Source organism: Streptomyces sp. SCPE 10 (assembly GCF_051980735.1).
GTDB classification, from domain to species: domain Bacteria; phylum Actinomycetota; class Actinomycetes; order Streptomycetales; family Streptomycetaceae; genus Streptomyces; species Streptomyces misionensis.
Map to the genome: position 1 here is coordinate 2899706 of NZ_CP197069.1, position 23796 is coordinate 2923501.

The 23796-nt window shown below is 72.8% G+C and carries 16 protein-coding genes; 4 read left to right on the top strand and 12 right to left on the bottom strand.

Going from position 1 to position 23796, the window contains the following annotated elements; genetic code table 11:
• Positions 1-49: 49 nt before the first annotated feature.
• From ACSP97_RS13600 to iolC, 8 genes are all read right to left on the bottom strand, one after another.
• Positions 50-901 carry an ABC transporter permease gene (locus tag ACSP97_RS13600; RefSeq protein WP_440557686.1) on the bottom strand — a complete coding sequence of 284 codons (852 nt, stop codon included), beginning with the start codon at positions 899-901 and terminating at the stop codon, positions 50-52.
• Entirely contained in the window at positions 898-3549 is a 2652-nt protein-coding gene (locus ACSP97_RS13605; RefSeq protein WP_440557688.1) for a CocE/NonD family hydrolase, read from the bottom strand. Before ACSP97_RS13605 ends, ACSP97_RS13600 begins: the two co-directional genes overlap by 4 nt.
• Before the next feature lie 174 nt (positions 3550-3723).
• A complete protein-coding gene (locus tag ACSP97_RS13610) occupies positions 3724-5124 on the bottom strand; it encodes an APC family permease (protein ID WP_355144911.1) in 1401 nt (466 codons plus the stop codon).
• A gap of 395 nt (positions 5125-5519) precedes the next feature.
• The gene (gene mmsA / locus ACSP97_RS13615) at positions 5520-7022 is read right to left on the bottom strand and encodes a CoA-acylating methylmalonate-semialdehyde dehydrogenase (protein ID WP_355144913.1); all 1503 of its coding nucleotides are present in this window, start codon (positions 7020-7022) and stop codon (positions 5520-5522) included.
• Between the two features lie 17 nt (positions 7023-7039).
• The gene (gene iolD / locus ACSP97_RS13620; RefSeq protein WP_440557691.1) at positions 7040-8908 is read right to left on the bottom strand and encodes a 3D-(3,5/4)-trihydroxycyclohexane-1,2-dione acylhydrolase (decyclizing); all 1869 of its coding nucleotides are present in this window, start codon (positions 8906-8908) and stop codon (positions 7040-7042) included.
• Positions 8905-9726: a 5-deoxy-glucuronate isomerase gene (gene iolB / locus ACSP97_RS13625; protein ID WP_440557693.1), complete on the bottom strand. Its 822-nt coding sequence runs from the start codon at positions 9724-9726 to the stop codon at positions 8905-8907. The genes iolD and iolB overlap by 4 nt, the downstream gene beginning before the upstream one ends.
• A gap of 7 nt (positions 9727-9733) precedes the next feature.
• Positions 9734-10618 (bottom strand): Cgl0159 family (beta/alpha)8-fold protein, encoded by an 885-nt coding sequence (locus tag ACSP97_RS13630; RefSeq protein ID WP_435799088.1) that lies wholly within the window; start codon positions 10616-10618, stop codon positions 9734-9736.
• A gap of 26 nt (positions 10619-10644) precedes the next feature.
• Positions 10645-11595, bottom strand: coding sequence for a 5-dehydro-2-deoxygluconokinase (gene iolC, locus ACSP97_RS13635; RefSeq protein ID WP_355144921.1), 951 nt, complete (start codon positions 11593-11595; stop codon positions 10645-10647).
• Between the two features lie 369 nt (positions 11596-11964).
• Here iolC and ACSP97_RS13640 point away from each other — a divergent pair, with 369 nt between their 5' ends.
• Positions 11965-12165 carry a helix-turn-helix transcriptional regulator gene (locus ACSP97_RS13640; RefSeq protein ID WP_440557695.1) on the top strand — a complete coding sequence of 67 codons (201 nt, stop codon included), beginning with the start codon at positions 11965-11967 and terminating at the stop codon, positions 12163-12165.
• An 8-nt stretch (positions 12166-12173) separates the two neighbouring features.
• On the opposite strand, the gene ACSP97_RS13645 is transcribed toward ACSP97_RS13640, so the two are convergent.
• Entirely contained in the window at positions 12174-13217 is a 1044-nt protein-coding gene (locus ACSP97_RS13645; protein ID WP_440557697.1) for a zinc-dependent alcohol dehydrogenase family protein, read from the bottom strand.
• A gap of 165 nt (positions 13218-13382) precedes the next feature.
• Here ACSP97_RS13645 and ACSP97_RS13650 point away from each other — a divergent pair, with 165 nt between their 5' ends.
• The 3 genes from ACSP97_RS13650 to ACSP97_RS13660 all read left to right on the top strand — a co-directional run bounded on the left by ACSP97_RS13650 (position 13383) and on the right by ACSP97_RS13660 (position 16998).
• Positions 13383-14321: a PrsW family intramembrane metalloprotease gene (locus tag ACSP97_RS13650; protein WP_382014134.1), complete on the top strand. Its 939-nt coding sequence runs from the start codon at positions 13383-13385 to the stop codon at positions 14319-14321.
• 73 nt (positions 14322-14394) lie between these two features.
• Positions 14395-14634 carry a heavy-metal-associated domain-containing protein gene (locus ACSP97_RS13655; protein WP_364724229.1) on the top strand — a complete coding sequence of 80 codons (240 nt, stop codon included), beginning with the start codon at positions 14395-14397 and terminating at the stop codon, positions 14632-14634.
• Between the two features lie 96 nt (positions 14635-14730).
• Positions 14731-16998: a heavy metal translocating P-type ATPase gene (locus tag ACSP97_RS13660; RefSeq protein WP_440557700.1), complete on the top strand. Its 2268-nt coding sequence runs from the start codon at positions 14731-14733 to the stop codon at positions 16996-16998.
• A gap of 583 nt (positions 16999-17581) precedes the next feature.
• Here the strand turns inward: ACSP97_RS13660 and ACSP97_RS13665 are convergent.
• From ACSP97_RS13665 to ACSP97_RS13675, 3 genes are all read right to left on the bottom strand, one after another.
• A complete protein-coding gene (locus ACSP97_RS13665) occupies positions 17582-18871 on the bottom strand; it encodes a citrate synthase (RefSeq protein ID WP_070027445.1) in 1290 nt (429 codons plus the stop codon).
• Positions 18872-19049: 178 nt separating this feature from the next.
• On the bottom strand, positions 19050-21323 hold the full coding sequence (recD2, locus tag ACSP97_RS13670; RefSeq protein ID WP_440557702.1) for an SF1B family DNA helicase RecD2: 2274 nt from the start codon (positions 21321-21323) through the stop codon (positions 19050-19052).
• A gap of 45 nt (positions 21324-21368) precedes the next feature.
• A complete protein-coding gene (locus ACSP97_RS13675; protein ID WP_440557704.1) occupies positions 21369-23711 on the bottom strand; it encodes a helix-turn-helix domain-containing protein in 2343 nt (780 codons plus the stop codon).
• Positions 23712-23796 lie beyond the last annotated feature (85 nt).

The following is a 23796-nucleotide window of genomic DNA, read 5'->3' on the forward strand; positions in this document are numbered from 1 at the left end:
GGTCCCCCCGGTGGCCCGCCGCTTCGTCGTGTACGGACCGGGCGGGGCCCTAGGAGACGACGTCCTTGCGGGCGAAGCCCCGGAAGGCCAGGGCGAACAGCACCAGGGCGCAGGTGAGTGAGAGGGAGGCGCCCTGGAGCATGCCGGACCACCCGGCGTGCGGCTGGAGGGCGTCGGCCCAGGCGAACTGCCAGTGCGCGGGCAGGAAGTCGCGCCAGTGGCCGAGGGCGGTGACGGCGTCCAGCACATTGCCGACGATGGTCAGGCCGACCGCGCCGCCGACCGCGCCGAGCGGAGCGTCCGTCCGGGTCGACAGCCAGAACGCCAGAGCGGCGGTGACCAGCTGGGACACGAAGACGTACGCCACCGCCACCGCGAGCCGCTGCACCGCCGTGCCGGTGTCCAGCTCGCCGCCGGTGGGTATGTGGAGCGGCCCCCAGCCGTAGGCGACGGTGCCGACGGCGAGCGCGACGACCGGCAGCAGCACCATCGCGGCGAGGCTCAGCCCGAGCGCCACGACCAGCTTGGACCACAGCAGCCGGGCCCGGGGCACGGGCGCGGCCAGCAGATAGCGCAGGGAGGACCAGTTGGCCTCCGAGGCCACGGTGTCCCCGCAGAACAGGGCGACCGGCACGACCAGCAGGAAGCCCGCCGAGACGAACAGGTTCACCGCGGCGAAGTTGGCCCCGGACGCGGTGGCCGTGTCCATCAGGGTGACCTGGCCGTCGCGCCCCGAGGGGTGGCCGACGGCGAAGGCGATCACCAGCACGAACGGCAGGACGGCGAGGAGCGCGCCCATGACCAGGGTGCGGCGCCGCTTGAGCTGGCGGACCAGCTCCACCCGCAGGGGCAGGGTGCGCCGGGTGCGGTAGCCGGAGGCCACCTCGGTGAGCGCGCTCATGCGGAACCTCCGATCAGGGTGAGGAAGGCGTCCTCCAGGCGGCGGTGCGGGCCGACCGAGGCGACCGGCACCGACAGCCGCACCAGCTCCGCGACCAGCCACTCGGCGGTGCCGCCGGGTTCGAGGCGGATCAGCAGCCCGTCGTCGGTGCGCACGGCGGAGGCCACGGCGTCCAGGGCGGCCACCTTCTCCACCACCGGCTCCTCCACGGGCGTGGCGGTGCCGACGAGCAGGGTGTCGCCGGAGCCGATGATCTCCCGCACCGGACCGGCCTGGACGAGCCGGCCGCGGTCCATCACCACCAGGTGGGTGCAGGACTGCTCGACCTCGGAGAGGAGGTGGCTGGAGACGATCACGGTGCGCCCGCCGGCCGCGTACCGGATCATCACCTCGCGCATCTCCCGGATCTGCGGCGGGTCGAGGCCGTTGGTGGGCTCGTCCAGGATCAGCAGGTCGGGCAGGCCGAGCATGGCCTGGGCGATGGCCAGCCGCTGGCGCATGCCCTGGGAGTAGGTGCGCACCGCGCGGGCGAGCGCGTCGCCGAGTCCGGCGATCTCCAGGGCCTCGTCCAGGTGGGCGTCCTGTTCCGGGCGGCCGGTGGCCCGCCAGTACAGCTCCAGGTTCTCCCGGCCCGACAGGTGCGGCAGGAAGCCCGCGCCCTCCACGAAGGCGCCGACCCGGGACAGCACCTTGGCGCCGGGGCGGACGGCGTGCCCGAAGACGCGGATCTCGCCGTCGTCCGGGGTGATCAGGCCCATCAGCATGCGCAGGGTGGTGGTCTTGCCCGCGCCGTTGGGTCCGAGCAGGCCGAGCACCTGGCCGCGCTCGACGCGGAAGGACAGCTCGCGCACCGCGTACCGGTCGGCGGACCTGGCGTAGCGCTTGCTCAGGCCGTCGATGACCAGGGGGACCTCGGCCAGTTCCGGGTCGGGGGCGGGGGCGGTCGTCCGGCGGCGGCCGGTCAGCAGCAGGACGGCGGCGAGGGCGGCGCCGGCCAGGGGCAGCCACCACACCCAGGAGGGCAGCGGGGCCGCGGCGGTGGTGACGGCGGGTGCCGTCGGGACGCTGAGCGGGCTCTCGAGGGAGACCGTGTAGGTGGCCGGGGCGACCGGGGAGGCGTAGCCGAGGTCGGTGGCGGCGAGGACCAGGCGGAGCCGGTGGCCCTTGCGCACCTCGTGGTCGATCGCGGGGAGGGTGACGGTGACGTCCTTGCCGGCCTTGGCCCCGGTCACCCGGAAGGGGGCGACGAGCTGGGCGGGCAGCACCTGCTGACCGCCGTCGGGGCCGACGTCGTAGACCTTGCCGAACAGCACGGCGGCGTCGTTGGTCGAGCGGAGGTGGAGCCGGGCGGTCGGGGTGCCGGTGATCCGGAGGTCGTGGGTCAGCGGCGCGGAGTCGAAGCGGGCGTACTGGCCGGGGAAGTCGAGGGAGACGCCGAGGCCGAGCGAGGACAGCTGTCCGAGGCCGCTCGCGCCGCCGAGTCCGGGCACCGCGGAGACGGCGGGCGGGCCGGCCCCGGCCGGGTTGGCCACGCGCTGCTCGCCGCCGGTCAGGGGCACGTCGTGCCGGCCGGCGCGCAGGCCCGGGTAGGTGTTCGCGCTCGCCCCGCGCAGCTGGGCGGTGCCGTCGGTGGAGTTCACGCCGCCGGTGCGGGTGATCCGGAAGGCGGGTCCGGTGTCGGCGCCCTTGTCGCCCTTCAGGTACCGGTCGAACCAGGAGCGCACCCGGTCCTGGACGCGGCCGGTCTCCAGGTCGCCGCCGTCGTGTCCGCCCGCGATCCAGTCGACGTCGACGGGGGCGCCGTTGGCCTTGACGGCCCGCGCGGCGGCGTCGGCCTGGCCGAGCGGGAAGAGGGAGTCGGTCTGGCCCTGCACCAGCAGGGTGGGCACCTTGATGCGGGAGCCGACGGCGGACGGCGAGCGCTGTTCGAGGAGCCTGCGGGCGGCGGCGTCCGGGGTGCCGGACTCGGCGACCCGGTCGTACATCCGGCACAGGTCGGCCTCGAAGCGGGCGCAGCCGCCGCCCTCGCCGAAGAAGACCCCGGCCCACAGCTTCTTGAACACGCCGTCGGGGAACAGGGCGTCGGCGAGGTTCCAGTAGGTGACGGCCGGGGCGATGGCGTCCACCCGGTGGTCGTAGCCGGCGGCGAGCAGGGAGATCGCGCCGCCGTAGGAGCCGCCGGCCATGCCCACGCGGGGGTCGCCGGGCCTGTCGAGGCGCACCTGGGGCTGCTTCGCCAGCCAGTCGATGAGCCGGGAGACGTCGGCGACCTCGTACTTGGGGTCGTTCAGGCCGATCTTGCCGGTGGACCGGCCGAAGCCGCGCGCGGACCAGGTCAGCACCGCGTACCCGTCGCGGGCGAGGTCCTGGGCCTGGGCGCGCATGTCGTCCTTGCTGCCGCCGAAGCCGTGCGCCAGCAGCACGGCGGGGCGCCGGCCGCCACCGCCCGCGGTGAAGTACGAGGTGTCCAGCCGCACGCCGCCCGGCATGCTCATCATCCGGTCGCTGCGGTGCACCGGCGTCTCGCCGCCGGAGGCGGCGGCGGTCCAGGTTCCGGCGGCGGCGAGCACCACGACGGCGGCCGCGGCGGCCACCAGCCGCCGCGGCCCCTCGATCAGCCCTCGCCACGCGGGGACACGAAGATCCATGGCTCAACGGTACGGTCCGCCTCGGACATCCGCCCTGCCCCCCTGGGCTGAACCCGGGCCCCTTCCACGGGAGTAGGGCCCGCCGCCGTCTACTTCGTCCGCGGTAGCCGCCCGGACACGGGCCGGCCCCCGGTACCGGAGGTGAGGGGTACCGGGGGCCGGGCGCCGCGTGGGTCAGGCTTCCTGGGCGTCCTCGGGGATGGAGACCAGCCAGCGGGTCTCCTGGCGGGGGCGGAGGTAGAAGGCCCAGTAGAGGGTGGCCACGACGGTGATGCCGCCGGTCCAGATCAGGTAGGAGACCTCCTGCTCGACCAGGATGTAGACCAGGATCGCGATCAGCAGGACCGGCATGGCCGGCCACAGCGGCATCCGCCAGGCCTTGCGGGTGGCGTGCCCGCCGCGCCGGGCGAGCAGGGCGGCGACGGCGACCAGCAGGTAGAGGGCGGTGACGGCGACGCCGGTGACGCCGTAGAGCGTGTCCAGGTTGACGAAGCAGAGGAAGGCGCCGGGGACGCCCACGACGAGGGTGGCGACCCAGGGGGAGCCGAACCGGCCCAGCTTGGCGAGGGCGTTGTTGACCGGCGAGGGCCAGGCCTTGTCGCGGGCGGAGGCGAACAGGACGCGGGAGTTCTGGATGACCATCACGATGCCCGCGTTGATGATGGCGAGGGCCACGCAGAGGCTGACGAAGGTGCCGACCGCCGAGTTGCTCCAGGCGATGACCATGCTGCTGATGTTGCCCGCGGTCAGGGACTTGAGGTCGCCGGCGCCCAGGGTGATCGCCGTGACCGGCACCAGGATGACGACGCTGGAGATGACCAGGGTGGCGAGGACGGTGCGGGCGACGTTGCGGCGCGGGTCCTCCAGCTCCTCGGAGAGGTAGACGGCGGTGGAGAAGCCCTGGGTGGCGAAGAGCGCGATGGCGAGCCCGGACAGGACCATCATCGCGGTGACGGGGTTGACGTGGGCGTTCTCGCCAGCGATCTGGAAGGAGGTGAGGGCGCCGACCCCGCGGTGCGCGTGGGCGAAGCCGAGCAGGGCGACGACGCCGGCCGCGACGACCTCCAGGACCAGGAAGATGCCGGTGATCCAGGCGTTGGCGCGCAGGTCGAGCAGGCCCGCGAGGGTGGCCGCGATCATCACGCCGGCGCCGGTCCAGGACGGGTCGAGGTGGACGATCGGGGCGAGGTAGTCGGCGGTGCCCATCGCGATGACCGGGGGGACGATCATCACGACGAGCAGCGACATCACGAAGGCGAGCCAGCCGGCCAGCCGTCCGGCCAGGGTGGACACCATGGCGTACTCGCCGCCCGCGCTGGGGATCAGGGTGCCCAGCTCGGAGTAGCAGAAGGCGACCGGGATGCACAGCAGCGCGCCGATGGCGAGACAGAGCGCCGTCGCCGTGCCCAGGCTGGAGAACAGGTCGGGCACGATGACGAAGAGCGTGGAGGCCGGCGTGACGCACGAGAGGGTGAGCAGGGTGCCGCCGACCACGCCGATGGATCGCTTGAGCTTCTGCGGGCTGTTCGTGGCCTCTGAAAGGCTCGTCTCGACAGGGCGGAGCGTGTCGGTCATACGGCGGAATCCGATCGACTCGTGCGAGTGAGGGTTGGGGGGTCCGGGAGCGCTATCGCCTCCGGCGGATCGTCGTCGTACGTTCGTCTCGTCCGCTCCCGGCGCCCATAGGGAACCCCGACGAAAACCACCACGTCAATGGCTGTTTGCCTTCGGAATCCGCACCATGGATGACCCTTACCCGGCATCAGATTCGCAGGCAACAAGGCCCTGTTGGTGTATCCACCAAGCCTGTGCACGTCCTGACCTTGCTTTCCAAGGTCATTCTCTGTTAACCCCTTCGTCACCCGTTTCATCCTCATGAACGGGAACCGCAGCGAACGTGTCAAAAAAATGTCAGGCCGTCCGGTATCCGGACGGCCTGACGGGGCTGCGACGGGGGTGTCTGCGTACGCTCAGTGGTTGCGCGGGAACCCGAGGTCGACGCCCGCGGGCGCGTCCGCCGGGTCGGGCCAGCGGGTGGTGACGACCTTGCCGCGGGTGTAGAAGCGCGTGCCGTCGTTGCCGTAGATGTGGTGGTCGCCGAAGAGCGAGTCCTTCCAGCCGCCGAAGGAGTGGTAGCCCACCGGCACCGGGATCGGCACGTTGACGCCGACCATGCCGGCCTCGATCTCCAGCTGGAAGCGGCGGGCGGCGCCGCCGTCCCGGGTGAAGATCGCGGTGCCGTTGCCGAACGGCGAGGCGTTCATCAGCGCCACGCCCTCCTCGTAGGTGTCCACGCGCAGCACGCACAGCACCGGGCCGAAGATCTCGTCCTGGTAGGCCTTGGCGGTCGTGGGCACCTTGTCCAGCAGCGAGATGCCGATCCAGTGACCGTCCTCGTAGCCCTCCACGGTGTAGCCGGTGCCGTCGAGGACCACCTCGGCGCCCTCGGCGGCCGCGTTCGCGACGTAGGAGGCGACCTTGTCGCGGTGGGCGGCGGTGATCAGCGGGCCCATCTCGGAGGACGGGTCGTTGCCCGGACCGATCTTGATCTTCTCGGCGCGTTCGCGGATCTTCGCCACCAGCTCGTCGCCGATGGAGCCGACCGCGACCAGGGCCGAGACGGCCATGCAGCGCTCGCCGGCGGAGCCGTAGGCGGCGGAGACGGCCGCGTCGGCCGCCGCGTCCAGGTCGGCGTCCGGCAGCACCAGCATGTGGTTCTTGGCGCCGCCGAGGGCCTGCACGCGCTTGCCGTTGGCGGAGGCGGTGGCGTGGATGTACCGGGCGATCGGGGTGGAGCCGACGAAGGAGACGGCCCGCACGTCCGGGTGCTCCAGGAGGCGGTCCACGGCCACCTTGTCGCCGTGCACCACGTTGAACACGCCGTCCGGGAGCCCGGCCTCGGCCAGCAGCTCGGCGAGGCGGATCGAGGCCGACGGGTCCTTCTCGCTCGGCTTGAGCACGAAGGTGTTGCCGGTCGCGATCGCGATCGGGAACATCCACATCGGGACCATCGCCGGGAAGTTGAACGGCGTGATGCCCGCGACGACACCCAGCGGCTGGCGGATCGAGGCCACGTCCACGCGGCCGGCCACCTCGGTGGACAGCTCGCCCTTGAGCTGCACGTTGATGCCGCAGGCCAGGTCAACGATCTCCAGGCCGCGGGCGACCTCGCCGAGCGCGTCGGAGTGCACCTTGCCGTGCTCGGCGGTGATCAGCTCCGCGATCTCGTCCCGGTGCGCGTCCAGCAGCGCCCGGAACTTGAAGAGGATGGTGGTGCGCTGCGCGAGGGAGGACGTGCCCCAGGTCGCGAAGGCGTCCTTCGCGGCGGCGACCGCCGCGTCCACCTCCTCGACCGTGGCGAACGCGACCTTCGTGGTCACCGCGCCGGTCGCCGGGTCGGTGACCGGCCCGTACGTACCCGACGCGCCCTCGACGGTCTTCCCGCCGATCCAGTGGTTGACGATCTTCGTCATGCCGACAGACTCCTTACTCACAGATGGCGGCGTCGGGTCGAGACGTGCCGTTCGTACCGCTCACGTGCCCTGACCGCGGCCGACCGGGTCGCGGTCGCGGCCACGGGAACATCCCACCAGGCCTGCGCCTCGGGCGCGCCCGACACAGTGTCGGACGTTTTGGTCTCGACGTAGACACATGTGGGAGTGTCGGCGGCGCGCGCCTCGGCGAGCGCCGTGCGCAGCTCCCCCACCGTCCGGGCCCGCAGCACCCGCATGCCGAGGCTCGCCGCGTTGGCGGCGAGATCGACGGGCAGCGGGGCGCCCGTGTACGTCCCTTCCTTCGTCGGGAACCGGTACGCGGTGCCGAACCGCTCGCCGCCCACCGACTCCGACAGCCCGCCGATCGACGCGTACCCGTGGTTCTGCACCAGCACCACCTTGATCGCGACGCCCTCCTGCACGGCGGTCACGATCTCGGTCGGCATCATCAGATACGTACCGTCGCCGACCAGCGCCCACACGTTCCGCTCGGGCGCGGCCAGCTTCACGCCGAGCGCGGCCGGGATCTCGTAGCCCATGCAGGAGTAGCCGTACTCCAGGTGGTACTGGTCGTGCGAGCGGGCCCGCCACAGCTTGTGCAGGTCCCCGGGGAGCGATCCGGCCGCGTTGATCACGATGTCCGACTCGTCCACCACGGCGTCGAGCGCCCCGATGACCTGCGGCTGGGTCGGCTGGGCGGCCGGGTCCGCCGCGAAACAGGCGTCGACGATCCGCTCCCAGCGCTCCTTGCCCGCCGTGTACTCCTCGACGTACGCGGCGTCGGCCCGGTGCGCGGCCAGTTCCGCGGTCAGCTGCTCCAGGGCGCCGCGGGCGTCCGCCACCAGGGGCAGCGCGCCCAGCTTGTGGCCGTCGTGGGGGGCGATGTTGAGGCTCAGGAAGCGGACGTCCGGGCGGGCGAAGAGGGTGCCGGAGGCGGTGGTGAAGTCGGTGAAGCGGGTGCCCACGCCGATCACCAGGTCCGCGGTGCGCGCCAGCTCGTCGGCGGTCGCGGTGCCGGTGTGGCCGATCCCGCCGACGTCCTGCGGGTGGTCGTACCGCAGCGAGCCCTTGCCGACCTGGGTGGAGGCCACCGGGATGCCGGTCGCCGACGCGAACGCGGCGAGGGCCGCCTCGGCGCGGCTGTGGTGGACGCCGCCGCCCGCCACCAGCAGGGGCCGGCGCGCCGCGCGGACCGCCTCGGCCGCGCGGGCCAGTTCGGCCGGGTCCGCGCCCGGCCGCCGTACGGTCCACACCCGCTCGGCGAAGAACTCCTCCGGCCAGTCGTACGCCTCCGCCTGCACGTCCTGGGGCAGGGCGAGGGTGACGGCGCCGGTCTCCACCGGGTCGGTGAGCACCCGCGCGGCCTGGAGCGCGGCCGGGATCAGGGCCTCCGGGCGGGTGATCCGGTCGAAGTAGCGGGAGACCGGGCGCAGCGCGTCGTTGACCGAGACGTCGCCCGCGTGGGGCACCTCCAGCTGCTGGAGCACCGGGTCGGCGGGGCGGGTGGCGAAGACGTCGCCGGGGAGCAGCAGGACGGGGAGGTGGTTGACGGTGGCGAGGGCGGCGCCGGTGACCAGGTTGGTGGCGCCGGGCCCGATGGAGGTGGTCACCGCGTGCGTGGACAGGCGGCCCGACTGGCGGGCGTAGCCGACGGCCGCGTGCACCATGGACTGCTCGTTGCGGCCCTGGTGGAACGGCATCACGTCCGCGTACTCGACCAGCGCCTGGCCGATGCCCGCGACGTTGCCGTGGCCGAAGATGCCCCAGGTGGCGCCGATCAGCCGCCGCCGCTCGCCGTCGCGTTCGGTGTGCTGGGCGGCGAGGAAGCGGACGAGCGCCTGGGCGACGGTGAGCCGGATCGTCATCGGTAGCCCCCGGTGGTCTCGGTGTGGTCGGGGTGGAACCGGATCCGCCACTCCCGTGTCTCGCCGGGCCCGGCCATGACGTTCAGGTAGTACATGGCGTGCCCCGGCTGGGCGATGGAGGGGCCGTGCCAGCCGTCGGGGACGAGCACCACGTCGCCGGAACGGACCTCGGCGAGGACGTCGGCGCCGCCCGCGCGGGACGGGAACACCCGCTGGTAGCCGAGGCCGCCCCCCTCGATCTCGAAGTAGTAGATCTCCTCCAGCTCGCACTCCTCGCCCGGCCGGTGCTCGTCGTGCTTGTGCGGCGGGTACGAGGACCAGTTGCCGCCGGGGGTGAGCACCTCGACGGCGATCAGCCGGTCGCACGCGAAGGTGTCGGCGGCGGCGAAGTTGCGCACCTGGCGGGCGCAGCCGCCGCTGCCACGCTGTTCGACGGGGACCTCCGGCGCGGGGCCGTAGCGGGCGGGGAGTCGTCGCTCGCACTTCGCTCCTGCCAGGGCGAAGCGGCCTCCCGCGCCGGAGGCGATCTGGACCCGGGCGTCCCGGGGTGCGTACGCGAAGTCGGTGGCCCCCGCGAACACGCTGTCCCGGCCCAGGAGTTGGAACTCGCTTTCCTCGATTCGAACGGTACATCCGCCTTCCAGCGGAAGCACGATGTACTCACTGTCCCCGGTGATGAACGTATGGCCACCAGCCGGGGGCAGTTCGACGACGCGCAGTGCGCCGTACGTCCACCCGGCCCGCTTCGGGCCGATGTCGACGGCGTACTCGGCGCTCGCGGCGGTGCCCCGCGGCAGATACAGGTCGGTGCTGGTCATGCGGCCCTCACAGCAGTCCTACGGCGGTGTCCACGGCGGTGGCCACATCGCCGTCCGCCGGGTACAGCAGCGAGCGGCCGGCCACCAGGCCGCGCACGGTGGGCAGTCGGAGCGCGCCGCGCCACTTCTCGTAGGCGGCGAGCCGTCCTTCGGGCGAGTCGCCTATGTCGCCGCCGAGCAGCACGGCGGGCAGCGTGGAGGTCGCCATCACCTCGGCCATGTCGTCGGGGTCCGCGGTGACCGGCACCTTCAGCCAGGTGTAGGCCGAAGTGCCGCCGAGCCCGGAGGCGATGGCGATGGAGCGGGTGACCGCCTCGGCGGAGAGGTCGTTGACGAGCCGGCCCTCGGGGGTGCGGCGGCAGATGAACGGCTCGACGAAGACCGGGAGCGCGCGCTCCGCCATGGCGTCGACGGCGCGGGCGGCGGACTCCAGGGTGGTCAGCGAGCCGGGGTCGGTGTAGTCGAGGCGCAGCAGCAGCTTGCCCGCGTCGAAGCCGAGGCGGGCGATGTCCTCGGGGCGGTAGCCGGTGAACCGGTCGTCCAGCTCGAAGCTGGCCCCTTGCAGCCCGCCCCGGTTCATCGAGCCCATGACCACCTTGTCGTCCAGGGCGCCGAGCAGCAGCAGGTCGTCCAGGATGTCGGCGGTGGCGAGCACGCCGTCCACACCGGGCCGGGACAGTGCGAGGCACAGGCGCTCCAGCAGGTCGGCGCGGTTGGCCATGGCGAGCCCGCGGCCCCCGACGCCGAGCGCGCCCCGGGCGGGGTGGTCGGCGGCGACGATCACCAGCCGGCCGTTCTCGTTCAGCAGCGGGCGCCGCACCCGGCGGGCGGCGGCCTCGGCGACGGCCTCGGGGTGCCGGGTGCGCAGGCGCACCAGTTCGCCGACGTCCACGCGCCGTTGCCGCGGAGTGCCGGCTCTCACCGCACCGCTCCCGCGGCCAGCGCGGCGGCCACCTCGTCGGGGGTGGGCATCGCGGAGGAGCACTCCAGGCGGGAGGCGACGATGGCGCCGGCCGCGTTGGCGTGCCGCATCGTGGTCTCCAGGTCCCAGCCGGCCAGCAGTCCGTGGCACAGGGAGCCGCCGAACGCGTCCCCGGCGCCGAGGCCGTTGAGCACGGTGACGGGCAGCGGCGGCACCTCGGCGCACTCGCCGCGCGCGCTGACCGCGAGGACGCCCTTGGGTCCCTGTTTCACCACCGCGAGTTCGACGCCCGCGGCCAGCAACGCCCGTGCGGCGGCGTGCGGTTCGCGCTCCCCGGTGGCGATCTCCACCTCGTCCAGGTTGCCGACGGCGACGGTGGTGTGGCGCAGGGCCTCGGCGTAGAAGGGGCGGGCCGTGTCCGGGTCGTGCCAGAACATCGGCCGCCAGTCGAGGTCGAAGACGGTGGTGCCGGCCCTGCCCCGGTGCGCGAGGGCGGCGAGGGTGGCCGTGCGGCTGGGCTCCTCGCTGAGCCCGGTGCCGGTCACCCAGAAGATCCGGGCCGCGCGGACGGCGTCCAGGTCCAGCTCGTGGGGGTGGATCTCCAGGTCGGGGGCCTTGGGGCGGCGGTAGAAGTACAGCGGGAAGTCGTCCGGCGGGAAGATCTCGCAGAAGGTCACCGGGGTGGGCAGTCCGGCGACCGGGGTGACCCAGTGGTCGGCCACGCCGAAACCGCGCAGCGCCTCGTGCGCGTAGGTGCCGAAGGGGTCGTCGCCGGTGCGGCTGATCACGGCGGCGGTGCGGCCGAGCCGGGCCGCGGCGACCGCCACGTTCGTCGCCGACCCGCCGAGGAACTTGCCGAAGGTCGTCACCCGGGCGAGCGGGACGCCGGCCTGGAGCGGATAGAGGTCCACCCCGATCCGCCCCATGGTGATCAGGTCGTACGCCATCGACTCCCCTTCGTCACGGGCCTCCCCGGCTTTGTAGTCCTGCGCACCGAGCCCTGTCAATGTTTTGTCCGGACATTCGGACGATGCGGTGAACGGTGTGCCGGGGCCGATCGCGCGCCCTTGCCCGGTCCGTGCCCGTCCATGCGCGCGCTCGCCGTCGGCTTTGTGCCGGCCGTGTAACGAACACCCGCCTTCCGTCACACATGTCGCGTGTACGCGGCTGGGGCGTCACATGGGCTCGACAGGGGCTGACGGTTGGTCACGGTGCGTCGTTGTCCGGGCGCAGGCTTGGTGATCGCCAGCGCAGCGCCCGGCCCCCCGACGGCCGCCCCCGGCCGCCGCCGTGGCGCGCGCAGGGAGGTGCAACTCATGACCGACCGCAGGCTCTGGTCCTACAAGGACATCGCGGCGCACATCAAGGTGCAGCCGGACACCGTACGGTCGTACCGCAAGCACGGGCTGCTGCCGCCGCCCGACCACGTGGAGCGCGGCAAGCCCTACTGGTACGCCGACACCGTCCGCGCCTGGGTCGCCTCCCGGCCGGGGAGCAGAAGCCGCAGGGCCGACTAGGGCCCCTCTCACGCCCAGGGTTCGACGACCGTGACTCCGGCGCCCGGCGCGTCCGCCATCGCGGCGAGCGCCGCCGGGGCCGCGTCCAGACCGATGACGGAGGTGACCAGCAGGTCCGGGCGCAGGGCGCCGGAGCGGACCAGTTCCAGCATGCCGGGGTAGGTGTGGGCGGCCATGCCGTGGCTGCCGAGGAGTTCCAGCTCCAGGGCGATGGCGCGGGCCATCGGGACGGGGGTGGTGCCGTCCGCCGAGGGCAGCAGGCCCACCTGCACGTGCCGGCCGCGGCGGCGCAGGGAGTTCACCGAGGCGGCGCAGGTGACGGGCGAGCCGAGGGCGTCCAGCGAGAGGTGGGCGCCGCCGCCGGTCAGCTCGCGGACCGCCGCCGCCGGGTCCGGCACCATGCGCGCGTCCAGGCAGTGCGCGGCGCCGAACCGGCGCGCGAGTTCCAGGGCGCCGGGCGAGATGTCGACGGCGACGACCCGCGCCCCGGCCGCCACCGCGATCATCACCGCGGACAGCCCGACCCCGCCGCAGCCGTGCACCGCGACCCACTGCCCGGCCGCGACCCGCCCCTGCTGCACCACGGCGCGGAAGGCGGTGGCGAAGCGGCAGCCGAGGCCGGCGGCGGTGGCGTACGCCATGCCGTCCGGGATCGCCACGAGGTTGACGTCGGCGTGGTCGAGGGCGACGTACTGGGCGAAGGAGCCCCAGTGGCTGAAACCGGGCTGGGTCTGCCGCTCGCACACCTGCTGGTCGCCCGCCGCGCAGGCCGCGCAGGTGCCGCAGGCGCAGACGAAGGGCACGGTGACCCGGTCGCCGGGCCGCGGGCCGGTCACCCGGGCGCCCACCGCCTCGACCACCCCGGCGAGTTCGTGGCCGGGCACGTGCGGCAGCACGATGTCCGGGTCGTGGCCCATCCAGCCGTGCCAGTCGCTGCGGCACAGCCCGGTCGCCTCGACCCGCACCACGACCCCGTGCTCCGCGGGCGCCGGGTCGGGCACCTCCCGCACCTGGGCCGGCTTTCCGAACTCCTCGAACAGCACCGCTCTCATGCCCCTCACCCTTTCACGCCGGCCGGCACCGCCCCCGGTCGGTCCGCGTCACGCGTACGGCGCACGAGAACGGCGGCGGCCCGGGACATCTGCCTACAGTGCGGAGGAATCCCCCTGCCGATCCCCGGCCGATCCGCGTTCCGCCCAGCCCGAGGGGACGACCCCGTGAGCCACCCGCCGCCGCCCGGCGCCCCCAGGGCCCGCATCCCCGGTCCGCAGCAGCCCCTGCCGCCGTTCCCCCGGATCGGCGCGGGGCTGTGGCGGCGCTGCCTGGGCGGCGGGCTCGCGGTGTGGGCGGCGACCGCGTGCGTGACCTGGGCGACCGGGAGCACCGCCCCGCTGCCCGCGCTGGTGCTGCTCGGCGCCTTCCTGGTGCCGGTGGTCCTCGTGCTGTGGGCGTACGAGCGGCACGGCCGCGACCTCGGGGTCAGCGCGGTCCTCGGCTGCTTCCTGGCCGGCGGCGCGCTCGGCGTGCTCGGCGCCGCGCTCGCCGGCTCCTCCGTGCCGCACCCCTCCCCCGACTGGCTGCTGACCGTCGCCCTGGCCGAGGAGGCCGCCAAGCTGGGGGCGCTGGTGTTCGCGCTGCGCCGGCAGCCGGGCATCCGCGGCACCCGGGCCGGACTGGTGCTCGGCGCGGCCGTCGGCGTCGGGTTCGCCGCGGTGGAAAGCACCGGGTACGCCCTCGCCGCGGCGCTCGACACTCCCTGGGGCAGGCTGGAGCCGGAGCTGCTGCGCGGACTGCTCGCGCCCTTCGGGCAGGGCCTGTGGACCGCGGTCACCGGCGGCGCGCTGCTGGCGCTGCGCCGCCCGGACGGACGTTTCCGGTACGCCCCGCCCGTCGTCGCCGCCTGCATGGGGGTCTCCCTGCTGCACGCGCTGGCGGACGCCCTGCGCGCCGTCTCGCCCTGGCTGGTCGTCCGGCTGACCGGCCGGGGCGTGGAGCCGGGTCTGTTCGCTTCGGGGTACCCGCCCCAGCCGAGCGCCGGGCAGCAGCATCTGCTCACCCTGGTGTCCGCCGTCGGCCCGGCCCTTGTCACGCTGGTCGGGGTGGGCTGGGCACTGTCACTCGTCCGAAGGAACTCCCAGTGGAAAAATACCCCCTAGGGGTATAACCTGAAGAAGGTGGGGAACCCCTCTGGAACCCCGAGCCCCCCATGCCACGACGAGGAGCAACGACATGAGCGCCCAGACCGACACCCCGGCCTCCGTCACCACCGTCTACAAGGTGACCGGTATGAGCTGCGGCCACTGCGAGGGATCCGTCTCCGCTGAGATCTCCCAGATCCCCGGTGTCACCTCGGTGAAGGCCGTCGCGTCGAGCGGCGAGGTCACCGTCGTCTCCGAGGCCCCGCTGGACGACGAGGCCGTCCGCGCCGCCGTCGACGAGGCCGGTTTCGAGCTGGCCGGCAAGGCCTGAGCACCACCCGCACCACCTCCTACTTTCCCCGACCGGGCCGTACCGACCAGCTGATACTGGCTCCGTGCGGTCCGGTCCGATGTCTGGAGTCCGGACATGACCAGCACCACCGCGCAGACACCCATGGCCCCGGGTGACACGGCCCCGGCGTCCGAGGTCGAACTGCTCATCGGCGGGATGACCTGCGCCTCCTGCGCCGCCCGGGTGGAGAAGAAGCTCAACCGGATGGAAGGCGTCAGCGCCACCGTCAACTTCGCCACCGAGAAGGCGAAGGTCAGCTACGGCGCGGGCGTCGAGGTCGCCGACCTGATCGCCACCGTCGTCAAGACGGGCTACACCGCCGAGGAGCCCGCGCCCCCGCGGGCCGAACCCGAGGCGACGGCCGAGGAGACGGCCCCCGGGCCCGACTCCGAACTGGGCGCCCTGCGCCATCGGCTGCTCGTCTCCGCGCTGCTCGCGGCCCCCGTCGTGCTGCTCGCGATGATCCCGGCCCTCCAGTTCGACAACTGGCAGTGGCTGTCCCTGACCCTCGCCGCGCCCGTCGTCGTCTGGGGCGGCGCACCCTTCCACCGCGCCGCCTGGACCAACGCCCGGCACGGCGCGGCCACCATGGACACCCTGGTCTCGGTCGGCACCCTGGCCGCGTTCGGCTGGTCGCTGTGGGCGCTGTTCTTCGGACACGCCGGGATGACCGGCATGCACGACGAGTTCCGCCTCACCGTCTCCCGGATGGACGGCTCCTCCACCATCTACCTGGAGGTCGCCTCCGGCGTCGTCGCGCTGATCCTGCTCGGCCGCTACCTGGAGGCCCGCTCCAAGCGGCGCGCGGGCGCGGCCCTGAAGGCGCTGATGGAGCTGGGCGCCAAGGACGTGGCGGTACTGCGGGAGGGCCGCGAGGTGCGCGTGCCCGTCTCCTCCCTGGCGGTCGGCGACCGGTTCGTCGTACGGCCCGGCGAGAAGATCGCCACCGACGGCACCGTGGTCGAGGGCGTCTCCGCGGTCGACGCCGCCATGCTGACCGGCGAGTCGGTGCCGGTGGACGTCGGCCCCGGCGACAAGGTCACCGGTGCCACGGTCAACGCGGGCGGCCGGCTCGTCGTGGCGGCCACCCGGGTCGGCGCCGACACCCAGCTCGCCCGGATGGCGAAGCTGGTGGAGGACGCGCAGAACGGCAAGGCCGAGGTGCAGCGGCTCGCCGACCGGGTCTCCGCCGTGTTCGTGCCCGTGGTCATCCTGATCGCGCTCGCCACCTTCGGCGTCTGGCTCGGCGTCACCGGGGACGCGGTCTCCGCGTTCACCGCCGCCGTCGCCGTGCTGATCATCGCCTGCCCGTGCGCGCTGGGCCTCGCCACGCCGACCGCGCTGATGGTCGGCACCGGGCGCGGCGCCCAGCTCGGCATCCTGATCAAGGGCCCCGAGGTCCTGGAGTCCACCCGCCGCGTCGACACCGTCGTGCTGGACAAGACCGGCACCGTCACCACCGGCCGGATGACCCTCCAGGCGGTGTACACCGCGGACGGCGAGGACGAGAAGGAGCTGCTGCGCCTCGCGGGCGCCCTGGAGCACGCCTCCGAGCACCCCATCGCCCGCGCCGTCGCGGCGGGCGCCGAGGAACGCGCCGGCGCCCTCCCGGCGGTCGAGCACTTCGAGAACGTACCCGGGCGGGGTGTGCGCGGGCGCGTGGACGGCCGCGAGGTGGCCGTGGGGCGCCTGTACGAGGACGTTCCCGAGGACCTGGCCCGCGCGGCGCGCGAGGCCGAGCGGGAGGGCCGTACGGCCGTCCTGGCGGGCTGGGACGGGCGGGCCCGCGGGGTCCTCGCGGTCGCCGACGCGATCAAGGAGACCAGCGCCGAGGCGATCCGCGAACTGCGCGCCCTCGGGCTCACGCCGGTGCTGCTGACCGGGGACAACCGGACGGTCGCCGAGTCGGTCGCGAAGGCCGTCGGCATCGACGCGGAGCACGTGTACGCGCAGGTGCTGCCCGAGGACAAGGTGGACGTCGTACGACGGCTGCGGCGCGAGGGGCGCGCGGTGGCCATGGTCGGCGACGGCGTCAACGACGCGGCCGCCCTCGCCACCGCCGATCTGGGCCTCGCCATGGGCACCGGCACGGACGCGGCGATCGAGGCCGGCGACCTCACCCTGGTGCGGGGCGATCTGCGCACGGCGGCGGACGCGATCCGGCTCTCCCGGCGCACGCTGGCCACGATCAAGGGCAACCTGGTGTGGGCCTTCGGTTACAACGTGGCCGCGCTGCCGCTGGCCGCGGCCGGGCTGCTGAACCCGATGATCGCGGGCGCGGCGATGGCCTTCTCCTCGGTGTTCGTGGTGACCAACAGCCTGCGGCTGCGCCGCTTCCGCTGAAGTTGGGCCGCAAGCCCCCCTAGAGACGGGCGCGAGCCTCACATAAGCTCTTCACAAGGCTCGCGCATCTTCCTTACGCAAGGGCTCCGTTCGCCGTAACGGGGCTCTTGCGCAGCAAAAGGACATATGCAAGAGACGCAGATCACAGTGATGTGAACGTAACCATCGAAGGGGTTCGAAGGTCTAAGTTGGCGATGTCGGATCGGCGTCTTGGGGGGCGCTGACCCGGCATCTGGGGATGTCTTGGGGGACTTCCCCGGAGATGCGTTGCCGGGGCACGTACACCGGGAAGCTTTGAGCGGCCCTCCCGGCGTGCGATGTCCCGGCAGACCGCACCGACAGCGATTCAGGCGCTGTCCTCTCGAGCGCCCGGCCCGGATCCCGTGGGGGGAATCCGCACCGGGACATGGGAAGGCGCCCTGGTCGCCGGCCCGTGGGGGGACCGGCGTCTCAGGGCGCCTTCTGCTTGTGCCCGTGCGCGCGCCGGGCACCGGTGGCGTCAGGACCACCGGAACACTTCAGGGCCCGCCCTCGCGGGCAGGCCCTGTGGGTCGGTGCGCTCAGCGCTCCCCGGCGGCGGGTGTCAGCGCTCCTCGACCGGGACGAAGTCGCGCTCGACGACGCCCGTGTAGATCTGGCGCGGACGGCCGATGCGGGAGCCCGGCTCCTTGATCATCTCGGTCCACTGGGCGATCCAGCCCGGCAGGCGGCCGAGGGCGAACAGGACCGTGAACATCTCGGTCGGGAAGCCCATGGCGCGGTAGATCAGACCGGTGTAGAAGTCCACGTTCGGGTACAGCTTGCGCTCGACGAAGTAGTCGTCGGAGAGCGCGTGCTCCTCCAGCTTGAGGGCGATGTCGAGCAGCTCGTCCGACTTGCCCAGCGCGGAGAGGACGTCGTGCGCGGCGGCCTTGATGATGCGGGCGCGCGGGTCGAAGTTCTTGTAGACCCGGTGGCCGAAGCCCATCAGGCGGACGCCGTCCTCCTTGTTCTTCACCTTGCGGATGAAGGTGTCGACGTCGGAGCCCGAGTCGCGGATGCCTTCGAGCATCTCCAGCACGGACTGGTTGGCGCCGCCGTGCAGCGGGCCCCACAGCGCGTTGATGCCGGCCGAGATCGACGCGAACATGTTGGCCTGCGAGGAGCCGACCAGACGGACCGTGGAGGTCGAGCAGTTCTGCTCGTGGTCCGCGTGCAGGATCAGCAGCTTGTCCAGCGCGGAGACGACGACCGGGTCCAGCTCGTACTCGTCGGCCGGCACCGAGAAGGTCATGCGCAGGAAGTTCTCGACGTAGCCGAGGTCGTTGCGCGGGTAGACGAACGGGTGACCGATCGACTTCTTGTACGCGTACGCGGCGATCGTCGGCAGCTTGGCGAGCAGCCGGATCGTGGAGAGGTTGCGCTGCTTCTCGTCGAACGGGTTGTGGCTGTCCTGGTAGAAGGTGGACAGCGCCGACACGACCGAGGACAGCATGGCCATCGGGTGGGCGTCGCGCGGGAAGCCCTTGTAGAAGTTCTTGACGTCCTCGTGCAGCAGCGTGTGCCGCGTGATGTCGTCCTTGAACGTCGTCAGCTCGTCAACGGTGGGCAGCTCGCCGTTGATCAGCAGGTACGCCACCTCCAGGAAGGTGGAGCGCTCTGCCAGCTGCTCGATGGGGTAGCCGCGGTAGCGGAGGATGCCCGCCTCGCCGTCGAGGTAGGTGACCGCGGATTTGTAGGCGGCGGTGTTGCCGTACCCGCTGTCCAGGGTCACCAGCCCGGTCTGGGCGCGCAGCTTCCCGATGTCGAAGCCCTTGTCGCCGACGGTGCTGTCGACCACCGGGTAGGTGTACTCGCCGTCGCCGTACCGCAGTACTACAGAGTTGTCGCTCACGTCTTCCCTCACCGACGTAGTGCCTCATCTTCGAGGTGCCCTGACTGTCTCTACCATCCCCCATTTGGCTCAGGAGAGTGCACTCGGGGTCGACCATTGGGCCTATTGACGGCACTCAGTGCCGCCAACCTGCTCATCCTGCCCCCTCGGAGAGGCATCTGGAAGTGCTCTGTGACCTTCACGACTCATATGATCGATCATTTTTCGAAACGAGCCTGAAATCCAGGGCCGTGCACCGCCGTCCGGCCGACACCGTGCGCACCGCCTGGCCGATCGCCCGGCGCGAACCGACCAGCACGACCAGCTGTTTCGCCCGGGTGACGGCGGTGTAGAGCAGGTTCCGCTGAAGCATCATCCATGCTCCCGTGGTGACGGGAATCACCACGGCGGGATATTCACTTCCCTGCGAGCGATGGATGGTCACCGCGTACGCGTGCGCCAGTTCATCCAGTTCGTCGTATTCATACGGAACCTCCTCGTCCTCGTCGGTCAGCACCGTCAGGCGCTGGTCGACCGGATCGAGCGAGGTGACGACGCCCACGGTGCCGTTGAACACACCGTTCTTCCCTTTTTCGTAATTGTTCCGGATCTGGGTCACCTTGTCGCCGACGCGGAAGACCCGGCCGCCGAAGCGCTTCTCGGGCACGTCGGGCCGCCCGGGGGTGATGGCCTGCTGGAGCAGCCCGTTGAGGGTGCCGGCCCCGGCGGGCCCCCGGTGCATCGGCGCGAGCACCTGCACGTCGCGCCGCGGATCGAGCCCGAACCTCGCCGGGATCCGGCGCGCCGCCACGTCCACGGTGAGCCGTCCGGCCTCCTCCGTGTCGTCCTCCACGAAGAGGAAGAAGTCCTTCAGCCCGTCGGTGAGGGGAGGCCGCCCGGCGTTGATCCGGTGCGCGTTGGTGACCACACCGGACTGCTGGGCCTGCCGGAAGACCCGGGTGAGCCGGACGGCGGGGACGGGGCTGCCGTCGGCGAGCATGTCCCGCAGCACCTCGCCGGCGCCGACGCTGGGCAGCTGGTCGACGTCCCCGACGAAGAGGAGGTGCGCGCCGGGCGGCACGGCCTTGACGAGCTTGTTGGCGAGCAGCAGGTCCAGCATGGACGCCTCGTCCACGACGACGAGGTCCGCGTCGAGCGGCCGGTCCCGGTCGTACGCCGCGTCTCCCCCGGGCTTCAGCTCCAGCAGCCGGTGCACGGTGGACGCCTCCGCGCCGGTCAGCTCGGCCAGCCGCTTGGCGGCCCGCCCGGTCGGCGCGGCGAGCAGCACCTTGGCCCGCTTGGCCCGGGCCAGCTCCACGATCGAGCGCACGGTGAAGGACTTGCCGCAGCCGGGGCCGCCGGTGAGCACGGCGACCTTCCTGGTGAGCGCCAGCCGGACCGCCGCTTCCTGCTCGGGCGCGAGGTCCGCCCTGGTGCGGGTCCTCAGCCAGCCGAGGGCCTTGGCCCAGTCCACGTCCTGGAAGCCGGGCATGCGGTCCTGGTCGGTGCGCAGGAGGCGCAGCAGCTGGGCGGAGAGGGAGATCTCGGCGCGGTGGAAGGGCACGAGGTAGACGGCGGTGACCGGTTCGGTGCCGTCGGGTCCGGGCACCTTCTCGCGCACGACACCGGGGTCGGTGCCGTCCTCCGGCTCCCGGGCCAGTTCGGCGAGGCACTCGATGACGAGCCCGGTGTCGACCTGGAGCAGCTTGACGGCGTCGGCGATCAGCCGCTCCTCGGGCAGGAAGCAGTTGCCCTGGTCGGCGGATTGCGACAGGGCGTACTGGAGACCGGCCTTGACGCGCTCCGGGCTGTCGTGGGGGATGCCGACGGACCGGGCGATCTTGTCGGCGGTGAGGAAGCCGATGCCCCAGACGTCGGCGGCGAGCCGGTAGGGGTTCTTCCGTACGACCTCGATCGAGCCGTCGCCGTACTTCTTGTAGATCCGCACGGCGATGGAGGTGGACACCTCGACGGTCTGGAGGAAGAGCATGACCTCCTTGATCGCCTTCTGTTCCTCCCAGGCGTCGGCGATCTTCCTGGTCCGCTTGGGTCCAAGTCCCGGCACCTCGATCAGCCGCTCGGGCTCCTCCTCGATGATGCGCAGGGTGTCCAGGCCGAAGTGCTGGGTGATCCGGTCCGCGAAGACCGGCCCGATCCCCTTGACCAGCCCCGACCCGAGGTACCGCCGCATCCCCTGCACGGTGGCGGGCAGCAGGGTCGAGTAGTTCTCGACCAGGAACTGCTTGCCGTACTGCGGGTGCGTGCCCCAGCGCCCCTCCATCCGCAGGGACTCCCCGACCTGGGCGCCGAGCAACGCGCCGACGACGGTGAGCAGTTCCGCGCCGCCTCTTCCGGTGTCCACCCGGGCGACGGTGTACCCGCTCTCCTCGTTGGCGTACGTGATCCGTTCCAGCACGCCTTCGAGCACGGCCGTCCGCCGCTCACCGGCCTGGGTCCCCGCCTGTCGAGCCATGGTCCGACGGTACCGGTGGGGGGTGACAGGGGGTGAAGGGGTGGATCAGGGGCGCCGTGCCTTGAGCCGGGCCGGCTCCTCCAGGGGCGGTCCGCCGGGGGCGAGGGCGTTCAGGCCCGCGCGGGCCTCGTCCACCATGGCCGGCGGGATGAGGCCGTCCAGCGCGAGGACGGCGCGGTACCCGGCGGCGGCCTCGTCGTCCTCCCCGAGGCGGGCGAGGGCGTGGGCCAGGTTGAGATGGACCTCGGCGCCGGGCGTGTGGAACCCGCGGGCGTCGAACTGCCCGCGGATGGGACGCAGGGCGCCGACCGCGTCCGCCCAGTGGCCTTGTCCGAGATGGACGAAGCCCACCTGGTAGTTGGCGGTCAGGACGTTGGTGTCGCGTACGTTCGACGGGATGCGCTCGTGGTTGCGGGGGTCGGCGAGGGCGTCCAGGACCTCCCGGTGGGTCTCGACGGCCTCCCGCGCGCGGCCCGCCCTCTCCAGCAGGTTGATGCCGGCGATGGCCGCGTGGAGGTGGCCCCTGATGTCGCCGGCCCGGACGAACAGTTCCTTGGCGCGCAGGAGGTCGGCGGTCGCGGGCGCGTCGTCGCCGGCCACGTTCCGGAGCCAGCCGAGGTAGAAGTGCGCCCAGCCCTGCTGGGCGATGTCGTCGCCGGCCGTGGCGAGACGCAGCGCGTGTGCGGCGCAGGCGGCGGCCTCGTCGTGACGGCCGCCCACCCAGTGGGCCCAGGCGAGGTGGTTGCGGTGGGTGGCCTCCAGTCCGGCGTCGCCCAGCGCCGCCGCGGACCGCGCGGCACTCTGGAAGACCTCGGCCCAGTGGCCCCAGGAGACCCACAGGTCGGAGAACCAGTTCATGGCCCGGGCGACGTCCGTGACCCTGGCGTGCTCGCCGCGCGCGGCGGCCTCACGGAAGGCGGCCAGCCAGTTGTCGCTCTCCGCCTTGAGCCAGCGCAGTGCCTGCTCCCGGTCGTCGAGGGCGGCCAGGCGGCCGGGGTCCGGCGGCGGCGCGCCGTGGTCCGGCTCGTACCAGCGGCCGGCCAGCACCGCGGTGTCCAGCAGCCAGGAGCGCAGGCGGGCACCGGCCTCGGCCGCCCCCTCCTCGCCCTCCTCCGCGCGCAGCCGGGAGCGCGCGTACAGGCGCAGCAGGTCGTGGAAGCGGTAGCGGTCCGCCGGCGAGGTCATCAGCAGTCCGGCGTCCAGCAGGTCGTCCAGCAGGTCCTCCGCGTACGGCAGTGACGTGCCCGTGAGGACGGCGGCCGGCGCCGCGCCGAAATCGGGCCCCGGAACCAGGGACAGCAGCCGGAACATCCGGGCGGCCGCGGGAGCGAGACGTGAATAGGAAAGCGAGAAAGCCGAGTTCACCCGCAGGTCACCGGCGCTGAGCGAGTCCAGCCGGCGGTCCTCGTCGGCGAGCCGGCCGGCCAGTCGCCGCAGGCTCCAGTTCGTCCGGGTGGCCGCCCAGTTGCCCGCCACCCGCAACGCCAGGGGGAGGTGCCCGCACAGCTCGCTCACCGAACGCACCGCGTCCGGTTCCGCGTCCACGCGCCCGTCGCTGACGATGGCCCGCAGCAAGGCGGTCGACTCGTCCTCGCTCAGCGCGCCCAGCGGCACCCGGCACACCCCTTCCAGACCGGCCAGGGTGCGCCGGCTGGTCACCACCACCAACACCCCGCCCTCCCGCGGCAGCAGCGGTCTGACCTGGGCCTCGTCGGCCGCGTTGTCCAGGATCAGCACCGCCCGCAGCCGGGCCGCCCGCGCGTGGTAGCGCGCCAGCCGCTCCTCGGCGCCCAGTTGGGCCACCTCGACGTCCCACGCCCCCAGCAGGCGCAGCACCGCCTCCTGCGCCGAGAGCGGCTGATCCTCCAACCCCCGCATGTCGAGCAGGAATTCTCCGTCGGGGAAAGAGGGCGCGAACTCCTCGGCGAGCCGGAGCGCGAGGGTCGTCTTCCCGCTGCCCGGCGGACCGGACACCACCGCCACCGGCGGCACGTCCCGGTCCGGGCCCCGCCCCTCGGCGGCCCGCTGCGCCAGGGCGCGCAGCGCGGACAGTTCCGCGTGCCGCCCGACGAAGTCCCGCACGCCCCTGGGCAGGGTGCAGGGGGACGTCTTGCCCCGGGCGGGGGTGCCGGCCGCCGGACGGCCCGCGCGGACGACGGCCAGCAGTGCGGCACGGGCCGCCTCGTCCAGGCCGAGGCCCTGGGCGAGCGCGGTGAGCGTCCCGCGCTGGGGGCGCTGGCTCCGGCCCCGCTCCACGTCGCTGATCGTGCGCACCGATACGCCGGACGCCTCGGCCAGTTCCTCGATCGTCAGACCGAGGCCCTGCCGCGCCTCCCGGACCATCCGGCCGGCCGGCGATCCGCCGCCGGTTTCCACCGCCTCACCCATGCCCTGTTCCCGTCGCTCCGCGATCTCGCCGGTGGTCCGCTGCCCATCACGTTGGGTGAAGCTTCCACCGAAGCATCCCACATCG